Source organism: Micromonospora sp. SL1-18 (assembly GCF_047921505.1).
GTDB lineage: Bacteria > Actinomycetota > Actinomycetes > Mycobacteriales > Micromonosporaceae > Micromonospora.
This window is the reverse complement of sequence record NZ_JBLROA010000032.1, coordinates 67,055-76,728: the sequence shown is the minus strand read 5'-3', so window position 1 is coordinate 76,728 and position 9,674 is coordinate 67,055. Positions and strand designations below refer to the sequence as shown.

General features: G+C 72.6%; 8 protein-coding genes. 7 read left to right on the top strand and 1 reads right to left on the bottom strand.

Going from position 1 to position 9,674, the window contains the following annotated elements:
• Positions 1–22: 22 nt before the first annotated feature.
• The gene (gene folP / locus ACNAW0_RS17455) at positions 23–886 is read right to left on the bottom strand and encodes a dihydropteroate synthase (RefSeq protein ID WP_416288937.1); all 864 of its coding nucleotides are present in this window, start codon (positions 884–886) and stop codon (positions 23–25) included.
• 357 nt (positions 887–1,243) lie between these two features.
• Here folP and ACNAW0_RS17450 point away from each other — a divergent pair, with 357 nt between their 5' ends.
• Genes ACNAW0_RS17450 through ACNAW0_RS17420 form a run of 7 tightly spaced genes read left to right on the top strand, consistent with a single transcriptional unit; the run spans position 1,244 to position 9,671 of the window.
• Complete coding sequence (locus tag ACNAW0_RS17450) at positions 1,244–1,558, top strand: hypothetical protein (protein WP_416288936.1); 315 nt, start codon at positions 1,244–1,246, stop codon at positions 1,556–1,558.
• 12 nt (positions 1,559–1,570) lie between these two features.
• Positions 1,571–1,933, top strand: a complete 363-nt coding sequence (locus ACNAW0_RS17445; protein WP_416288935.1) for a hypothetical protein — start codon at positions 1,571–1,573, stop codon at positions 1,931–1,933.
• A 49-nt stretch (positions 1,934–1,982) separates the two neighbouring features.
• Positions 1,983–5,405, top strand: coding sequence for an ATP-binding protein (locus ACNAW0_RS17440; protein ID WP_416288934.1), 3,423 nt, complete (start codon positions 1,983–1,985; stop codon positions 5,403–5,405).
• A gap of 1 nt (position 5,406) precedes the next feature.
• The gene (locus ACNAW0_RS17435) at positions 5,407–7,335 is read left to right on the top strand and encodes an MFS transporter (protein ID WP_416288933.1); all 1,929 of its coding nucleotides are present in this window, start codon (positions 5,407–5,409) and stop codon (positions 7,333–7,335) included.
• 5 nt (positions 7,336–7,340) lie between these two features.
• Positions 7,341–7,889 (top strand): hypothetical protein, encoded by a 549-nt coding sequence (locus ACNAW0_RS17430; protein WP_416288932.1) that lies wholly within the window; start codon positions 7,341–7,343, stop codon positions 7,887–7,889.
• Positions 7,886–9,058, top strand: coding sequence for a M23 family metallopeptidase (locus ACNAW0_RS17425; protein ID WP_416288931.1), 1,173 nt, complete (start codon positions 7,886–7,888; stop codon positions 9,056–9,058). The genes ACNAW0_RS17430 and ACNAW0_RS17425 overlap by 4 nt, the downstream gene beginning before the upstream one ends.
• A 13-nt stretch (positions 9,059–9,071) precedes the next feature.
• A complete protein-coding gene (locus ACNAW0_RS17420; protein WP_416288930.1) occupies positions 9,072–9,671 on the top strand; it encodes a hypothetical protein in 600 nt (199 codons plus the stop codon).
• Positions 9,672–9,674 lie beyond the last annotated feature (3 nt).

Sequence of the window (9,674 nt, the reverse complement as noted above, 5' to 3'; positions counted from 1 at the left end):
AAAACCGGCTCACTCCTCGCGCTCACCGGTCCCCCTCGTTCACCTTGGTCGCCAGGCAGGGGCGGCCGGTGGCCCGCCAGACCGCCAGCGCGTCGGCGGTGCCCTGTACGTCGTGCACGCGTACCCCCCAGGCGCCGGCCGCCACCGCGAGCACGCTGGTGGCGATGGTGGCCGCCTCGCGGCCGGACGTGGGCCGCGGGTTGCCGTCGGCGTCGGCGAGCAGCCGGCCCAGGTACGACTTCCGGCTCGCCCCGAACAGCAGCGGGAAGCCCAGGTCCACCAGCTCGGACAGGCGCGCGCTGAGCACCCAGTTGTGCGCCGCGGTCTTCGCGAAGCCGAGCCCGGGGTCGATGATGATCTTCTCGGCGGCGACCCCGGCGGCCAGTGCCTCGTCGACCCGCTGGCTCAGCTCAGCCCGGACGTCGGCCACCACGTCGGTGTAGGTGGCCAGGTCGCGCATCTCGCGGGAGTGTCCGCGCCAGTGCATGAGCACCCAGGGGCAGCCGGCGTCGCGGACCACCCGGGCCATGTCCTGGTCGGCGAGGCCGCCGGACACGTCGTTGACCACCTCGGCACCGGCGGCGAGGGCCGCCTCGGCCACCCGGGCCCGACTGGTGTCGATGCTGATCGGGATGCCGGCGGCGCTCAGCGCGCGGATCACCGGCAGCACCCGGGCGATCTCGGTCTCGGCGTCCACCCGGTCGGCGCCCGGCCGGGTGGACTCGCCACCCACGTCGACCAGGTCCGCGCCGGCCGCGCGCAGTCGCACTCCGTGTCCGACGGCCGCGTCGAGATCGGCGTACCTGCCGCCGTCGGAGAAGGAGTCGGGCGTGACGTTGAGGACGCCCATCACCACCGGGGCCTGCGCCCGTACCAGCTCGGTCACGACCCGACAGTACCGGTCGCCAGCAGGGCTTCCGGCGGCCCGGGGGAGCACCACCGCCGGCGGCCCTGACATGGGAATTAGAACGGGTGTACGATCGGTCGTCCGGGCCTCTTCGGGTCGAGTCTTCGCGGGTTGTCGCAAAGGTGCCCGGCCCGTACGCTTTGGAATTGCCCAGCATCGAGATGGCGAAGCCTGGAGGGAGGGCCGAAGCGGGAAGAATCCCCCCAAAGCTCACCACTCTCCGTGGTGGGCGACCAACGCAGCGTCGCGCACGCTGTGCCCAGAGAGCACCATCCCGCCAGGCTTGCCTACTGCACCACCGCGGCGCCGCCGGCCGCGACATGGGGAGGTTTTCCAGTGATCGCCACCGAGCTCCTGGGGGCGGCGAGCGCAGCCGTCGACCACGCGCTCCACACCCTGGCGTCGACTCCACTCGCCGAGCCGGCTCCCAAGGGCATTGCCACCGACAACATTGTCCGCTTCTTCGCCAGCAAGATCGCGCCGATCCTGCTCGCGGTGCTCGGCGTCATCTTCATCGGGCGCGCCAGCCGGGGCGAGATCTCCAAGGTGCTGACCAGCTCGGCCATCGCCATCATCGGGCTGGCCTTCATCGCCGGCGCCGCCACACTCTTCTTCGTCGGCGACTACCTGATCAAGCTGCTCTTCCAGTAGGCGCGGGCGACCATGCGGCTGCGTACCGACGACGACATCTACCGGGCTCGTCTCGTCTATCTCGGGCCGCCCGGGTACACCCTTCCCGTCCACCTGCCGTACGCCCAGTACGGCCTGTTCATGCTGCTCGTACCCCTCTACATGTTCATCCACTGGCTGTTCACGCTGCAGGTCGAGCTCTTCCCGGCCTGGGAGATCTCGCTCGCCATCGTGACCACCTCGTTCATCTTCCGGCACGTCGACCCGGACCGTCCGGCGCGCATGGTCATCCGGACCGCGCTGACGGACTGGCGACGTACCCGGGAGCCGGCGGCCGAGCAGCGTGATCCGCGGCTGGTGGCGAGCCAGATCAGGATCCGGGAGGAACTGGCATGACCGGGCGTACGCCGACAGCGCAGCCGAACGACGCGGGTGAGGCGATCGCATGAGTCGCTCTTCCACGCCGGGTTCCCCGGCCGGGCGTCCGGCCAGCCCGCACGGTAACCGAGCGCGGTCGTTCGACTACCCGCAGGGCGGGGAGCTGGACGAGGCCACCCTGGATCCGGCACTGGTGACCAGCCCCGGGCACGGCCGGGTCGGGGTCTTCCAGTCGCCCCGGCCGGCGACGCCACGGGCCGCCGGCCATGAACAGCCGGTGCCGGCGGTCGGCGACAACGGTGACATCGATTCTCCGTTCCTCGACCTCTTCGGCGGTGCACAGGCCGGCGTACGGCGTCCGACCACCCGCCCCACGAGCCAGCCCGCGCCGGTTGCGGCCGAGCCGACCCCGGTGGTGGCGCCGCCCCGCCGTGGCATCGGTCGGGAGGCGCCGTCGATTCCACACCAGCCCGCCGCCCCGGCCGAGCCGGTCACGCCGCCCCCGCCCGCCGGCCGCGACGAGGCGCAGGACGAGCCACCCACCGCCCGACTGCGGGAAACCACCCCCGGGGTACGCCCGGTGGGCCGGACCCGCGACGTCTCCGAAGCCGGCCGCGGTGCCGAGTCGCCGGATCGACCGACCGGACGGATGGCCGCCCTCGATCCGGCGCCCGCGGCCCGCACCCGGGTGCCGCACCAGCCCGGCGGGCGGCTGCCCGCGCTCCGGCCGTCCACCGAGCCGGAGCTGGCCGCCCCGGAGGCCACGGTCGACCGCCCGGCCGGCCGGGGCGATCGGCGCGCGGCGGAGGTGGCCCGGCCGAACGGCCGCGAGGTCGCCACCTCCACCACCCGCGAGGTGACCCCGCCACGGCAACGCTCCGCGGAACGCAGCAAGCCCGTCAAGCCGGTGCGGGTACGCCCGCCTAAGATCAAGTTCGGCGACCGCGACCCGTCGGTGGAGCTCGCCATCACCGAGATCGCCGGCCACCTCACCTTCACCCCGAACACGGTCACCGCCTGGTACTGGCTACCCGAGGTGCGCTGGGCGTTCCGTCCCGACGCCGAGCGGGAGGCGCTGCTCTCGGCGATCTCCGAGCAGTACGCCGGCCTGGCCGGCTTCCGGCTGCACCTGCGCCGCACCACCCGGCCGTTCCCAGCCGACGAGTGGGCCCGCACCATCGACGCGCACACCGCGTCGCCACTGCCCGACGTGCCGGGCACGCCCGGCTGGGCCGACCACCTGGTCGCCGCGCAACGGCACCTCATGGCGGTCAACCACGCGGAGGGGCAGACGTACCTCGGCGTCACCTTCGCCCGCCGGTCGCTGGGCGACTCGCTCACCGAGCGGCTGCTGCGCGCCTTCGGCCGGGGCACCGCAGGCGGCGAGCGCCGCAAGCTGGGCCGCACGGTCGAGCAGTTCGACGAGGTGCTCGGGGCGTTCGGCATGCGGGGCCGCCGGGTGACCGCGCAGGAACTGGAGTGGCTGCTCTACCGCTCGGTCGCGCTCTGCATGGCGCCGCCCGGTGCCCTCTCCCCGGTGACCAACGGCCGGTGGGAACGCGGTGACCTGCTCGCCCTCACCGAGCAGGTCGAGCGCTACCGCACCCCGTACGGCTCGACGGTGAAGCTGGTCAACCGGATGACCGGCGAGGAGCGGCACGTGGCGGTCCTCGCGGTCGGCCGGATGGAGCCGCTGGAGATCCCCGAACGGCACGAGCCCTGGCTGCACTTCCACGAGCGGCTGCCATGGCCGATGGAGCTGTCGACCCGGGTGGACATCCTCGGCCCCGGGGACTCCTTCCGGAACCTTGAGCACCGGCTCCGGATGATCCGCTCCCAGCAGCTCGACTACGCCGAGCACGGCATCGACGCCCCGCCCGAGCTGGAACGCCTCGCCAAGCGGGCCCTGGTGATCGGCGACGAGATGACCACCGGCCTGCCGGTCGACTCGGCCCGCGCGCACGGCTGGCACCGGATCGCGGTCGGCGGCCGGACCCGCGAGGAGTGCCTGGAGCGGAGCCGTCGGCTCATCCAGCTCTACTCCCGCGAGCTGCGGATCTCGCTGCAGCATCCGAAGAACCAGGACTGGCTGGCTCGCGAGTTCATCCCCGGCGAGCCGATCGCCAACACCGGCTACGTCCGGCGGATGCCGGTCAACCTGCTCGCCGCGGCGCTGCCGCAGGCCGCCTCCACGGTCGGCGACCGGCGCGGCGACCTGATCGGCCGCACCGCCGGCACCTGCCGCCGACCCGTCTTCCTCGACCTGCACTTCCCCATGGAGGTGCGTGAGCGCTCCGGGCTCGCGGTCTTCGTCGCCGAACCGGGCGGTGGCAAGTCCACCCTGCTCGGCGCGCTCGGCTACCTGGCCGCCCGGCGCGGCGTCCAGGTGACCCTGCTCGACCCGTCCGGCCCGCTGGCCCGGCTCTGTGCGATGCCGGAGCTGGCGCCGTACTCGCGGGTGCTCAACCTGACCGGCTCCGAGCAGGGCACCCTCGCCCCGTACGCGCTGATCCCGACGCCGCTGCGCAGCGAGTTCAGCGAGGGGGCGGCGGGCGACCGCGAGTTCGAGATCGCGATCTCCAACGCCCGGGCCGAGCGCCGCATGCTGGTACAGGACATCTGCATGATGCTGGTGCCGCCACAGGTGGCCCGGGAGGCGTCCACCGCCACCCTGTTCCGGCACGCCGTACGCCAGGTCCCGGCCGAGGAGACGTCCACCCTGGACGACGTGATCGCCTGCCTGCAGGGGCTGGACGACGAGGCCGGCCGGGAGCTGGCGAACCTGCTGCTGGACACGGCCGAGATGCCGCTGGCCATGCTCTTCTTCGGCCGGCCGCCGGAGAACCTGCTCGGCGCCGACGCGGCGCTCACCGTGATCACCATGGCCGGGCTCCGGCTGCCCGATCTCAAGATCGAGCGCGAGTACTGGTCGGCCGAGGAAGCCCTCGCCCTACCGATGCTGCACACCGCGCACCGGCTCGCCGTCCGTCGCTGTTACGGCGGCTCGATGGCCTCGCGGAAGCTGGTCGGCCTGGACGAGGCGCACTTCATGGAGGGCTGGCGCTCCGGGCGGTCGTTCCTGGTCCGCCTCGCCCGCGACTCCCGCAAGTGGAACCTCGCCGCCCTGGTCGCCTCGCAGAACCCGAAGGACATCCTCGGTCTCGACGTGCAGAACCTGGTCTCCACCGTGTTCGTCGGCCGGATCGCCGAGGACACCGAGATCGCCTCCGAGGCACTGCGCCTGCTCCGGGTGCCGGTCGACGACGGCTACGAAGCCACCCTGGCGTCGCTGTCCCAGGCCGACTCCGGTTCGGCCGCCCGACTCGGCTTCCGCGAGTTCGTGATGCGCGACGTCGACGGGCGCGTGCAGAAGGTCCGGGTCGACGTGTCGTACGTTGACGGGCTGCTGGAACACCTGGACACCACCCCCGCCGCAGTCGCCCAGGCGGCCGGGGCGCTACCGGCCGTGCTGGCTGATCTGGAGGCGTGACATGGCGAGGGCCCGGGCACGGATCGCGGCGCTCCTCCTCGCGCTCGGCGTACTCGCCGTGGCCACCATCGCCTGGCCGCTGGTCGGGGCAACACCCGCGTACGCCGCCACACCGGTCGCCCAGGCCCGGGCCGAGCTCTGCAGCACCAAGCAGTGGCAGACCGACTTCCGCGCCTGCGTGGCCAAGCTGCAGGAGATCAGCCAGGACACGGTCGAGTGCCGCAACGCGCCCGTTCCCAGCGCGCCCGACTCGGGCCTGGCCGGCTGGTTCGCCTCCCGTCCCGACTCCGCCAAGCTCCGCGGCCCCAAGGGGCTCTACAGCAATTACGGCTACGCCGGATACAGCTACACCACGTACGACGTCGACGGCGGCTGCGCGTCGTCGGTCCTCCATCCGGACTACCGCTTCACCAACACGGTCGCGAACGGCGAGTTCATGTTCGCCAACGCGGTGATCGGGGCGTCGAACGCCCTGCGCGAACGGGCCTGGGACCCCCGCTCGATGTGGCGCTGGGCGGACCCGCTGGTGGAGCAGGCCACCAAGGCCGTCTACCAGAAGGTGTTCAGCGTCTTCGGCATCATCACACTCTGCGTGGTCGGCCTCTACCTGATCTGGCGCTCGCGCCAGTCGGACATGAGCAACGCCATGACCACGGCCGGCTGGGCCGTGGTGGTGATGGTGGCGGTGACCGCCCTGGCCGCCTGGCCGGTGAAGTCGGCGAACCTCGCCGACAACAGCCTCATCACGGCCCTCGGCGTCGTACACGACGCCGTCGGCCCGGCGTCCAAGGACATCCCTGCCGACAAGTGCGCGCTGCCGAACCCGGACGCCTGCATCGACAAGCGACCCCCCGCCGTCCGGGCCAGCGACACCGCCACGGAGACGATGCTCTACCGGAACTGGCTGCGGGGCGTGCTCGGCTCGGCCGACAGCGAGACCGCCAAGAAGTACGGTCTGGCCCTCTACGACGCCAAGTCGCTAACTTGGGACGAAGCAGAGTCCATCCGGACGAATCCCGCCACTCGCGACGTGGTCGTCAAGGCCAAGCAGCAGCAGTGGTCGCGGGTCGCCGAGCAGATCAAGACGGAGGACCCGGAGGCGTACGAGTACCTCAAGGGCGTCCGGGACATGGACCGGATCGGTGCCGGCTTCATCGCCGTGCTGGCCTCGCTGCTCTTCGCGATGTTCGACCTGACCGCCTCCCTGTTGGTGCTGCTCGGCTTCCTGATCTTCCGCTGGGCGGTGATCGCCGCGCCGATCCTCGGCACGGTCGGCCTGCTGCGCCCGGCGAGCGCCGGCCTGCGCCGGCTGGCGAACGCGGTGGTGGCGGCCGTCTTCAACATCGCCATCTTCGGCACGGGCGCGGCCATCTACCTGTTCGCGGTCGACCTCATCATGAACACCCCGACTCTGCCCGGCTGGCTGCAGGTGGTCCTGGTCTGGCTCTGCGGCGTGGTGGGCTGGCTGCTGCTCCGCCCGTACCGGCGGATCACCCAGCTCGGCGGCAAGGACAGCAGCGAGGCGATCAGCTCGGCCGGTTCCTGGCATCGCCGGTTCTTCCGCGACATACGGATCGCGGCCCGGCTGGACGTGGCCGAGCCCGGCGGCACCGCCGAGCCGGCGATCGGCCGGCGGCGCGGCGTGGCGCCCGATCAGAGCAGGACGCGGCCGGAGGCCCGGCACGAGGATCCGTCGCATGCCGCCACGGCCATCGAACGGGATCGGCCGGACGGGCGGGAACCGGCTGACGAGGCCCCCGTGCCCGAGCGGAAGGGCGGACGGGCGGCGCCACGCCCGCGCCGGCAGCCGGCGAACTGGACGGAACCCGACGTGCCGGAGGAGGCCCCAACCTTCGCCGTCTACCGGCCGGACTCGGCCGACCGGGCACCCGCCAAACCCGCTCCCCGGGTGCGCTCCGAGGCGCGGTGAGGCCGATGCGTCGAGCACTGGAGTTCCTTTTCACCAGAGTGCTGCGGTCCCGGCTCGGCGTCGCGCTCGTGATCGCCGCCCTGGTCTTCGGCGTGATCGGCGCGGCGCGGCTGGTGTCCGGCCCGATCGACCCGGCCGCCGGCCTGAGCAACCGGCCGCACGAGCCGATCAGCACGGCCGACCCGGAGGCCGGTGACGACGGGGTGGCGTCGAGCCCAGCGGCACCCACCCCCAGCACGCGCCCGGGCGACCTGCCCCCTGAGCAGGCCGCCGGTCGCTTCACCACCGCGTGGCTGAGCGGCCCGGGCAGCAGCGCGAACGACTGGCAGGAACGAATGCGGCCACTCTCCACGCCCGCGCTGACCGAGAAGCTGACCGACGCGGATCCGGAGCGCGTGCCCGCCCGACGGGTCACCGGTCAGGTGACCCTCCGGCCCCGGACGGAGTCCTTCGTGGAGGCACTGATCCCGCTCGACAACGGGCAGCTCCGGCTCGAACTGGTGGCACCCGCCGGCCACTGGCTGGTGGACGCGGTCGACTGGGAGCGGCAGTGAGCACCGCGGCGGGCCAGCTGCCCGGCCGGCGAAAGCTGCGGCTCGGCGTCGTGGCCACTGCGGCGACCACGGTGCTCACCCTGCTCTGCTGCGTCGGCGGCGTCGCCGCGTACTTCCTCACCGAACTGGGCGGCGACGAAGAGAACCGGCTGACCGCCGGCCTGGTCTGCGACCCCGCCTACGAGGTAGACCTCGCGGGGGACATGCCGCGCTTCAGCGAGTACGGCGACGGCCAGCTACGCAACGGGGCCATCATCATCAAGGCCGGCCAGGACATGCACGTGCCCGCTCGCGGCTGGGTGATCGCGCTCGCCACCGCGATGCAGGAGTCCGCGCTGCGCAACCTGGCCAACAGCACCGTGCCGGAATCGCTGGCGCTGCCGCACGAGGGCGTCGGCGCCGACCATGACTCGCTCGGCCTGTTCCAACAGCGGCCCAGTTGGGGAAGCGCCCAGCAGCGGATGACACCCTCGTACGCTGCCCGGAAGTTCTACGAGAAGCTGCTCGAGGTCCCGAACTGGCAGCGGCGGCCGCTGACCGTGGTGGCACAGCAGGTTCAGGTCAGCGCCTTTCCCGATGCCTACGCCAAGCACGAGGACCTGGCCGGCCGGATCGTCGACGCGCTCGCCGGCGGCGCCGCCCGCACCGTGGAGATCGCCGGCAAGGCGGTCTGCGACGCCGCGGCCGGCACCCGGATCGCCGCTTCCGGCTGGACCGCCCCGATCGCCGGCGGCGTCGGCTCCGGCTTCCGCACCGCCGAACGCCCCAAGCACAACGGCGTCGACATAGCCGCGGACAAGGGGACCTCGATCCACGCGGCGTCCTCCGGTCGCGTGCTGGTCGCCCGCTGCGATCCCGACCACTCCGGCCAACGGGACTGCGATCGGGACGGCTGGCCGGACAAGGGTGGTTGCGGTTGGTTCGTGGACATCCTGCACGCCGGTGGGTACATCACCCGCTACTGCCACATGGTGGTGCGCCCCCACGTCGTGCCCGGGCAGTCGGTGGCGGCCGGACAGGTGATCGGCCTCTCCGGAAGCAGCGGAAACTCCTCTGGGCCGCACCTGCACTTCGAGGTGCACGTGGACGGCGACCGGTCGAGCCGGGGCGCGATCAACCCGGTGCCGTTCATGCGGGAACGCGGCGCACCGCTGGACGGCACCGCGTGAGGCTCGTCGACGCATGAGCAACCCATTCCCCGACCCCTTCGCGGATCAGCCCGACTGGGCGCCGCTGCCGCCCCGGCCCATCGAGATCGTTCCCGCCACCGGCCGGATCGAGCTGCGCGGCCGGCGGGTGCTGGTCGGCCTGCCCGGCCTCGGTTGGCGCGGTGACCTCCGCGCCGACGAGCGGGTCGTGCAGGGCAGCCGGACGTACGTGCCGGTCATCCCGGAACACGAGTGGTACCGCGCCGAGTCCGAGCAGGTGGAGGTGTTCGCACCACTGATACCGGTGGAGCGGGTCTGGGTGGAGACGGTGGGCGAACGCCCGCCGTCCGGCCGGCCGGGCGACCCGGGCCTCCGGCTGGTCTCCCTCGACGCGCCCGCTCATCGCGCGCCCACCCCGGTGTTCGAGACGGACTCGGTGGCTGGCCGACGCGTGGTGCATGTGACGGGGACGGTCGAGCAGCGCGACCTTCGTGCGGTGACCGAGACCTACTCCGGCGCGGACGGGGACATCTGCGTCCGCGTGGCCCCCGAGCTGGAGTGGTACCGCTGGGCGTGGCGCGGTCAACCGCCGACCACCCTGGAGGTTCCGGTCCACCTGCTGTGGCTCGAGTGAGCC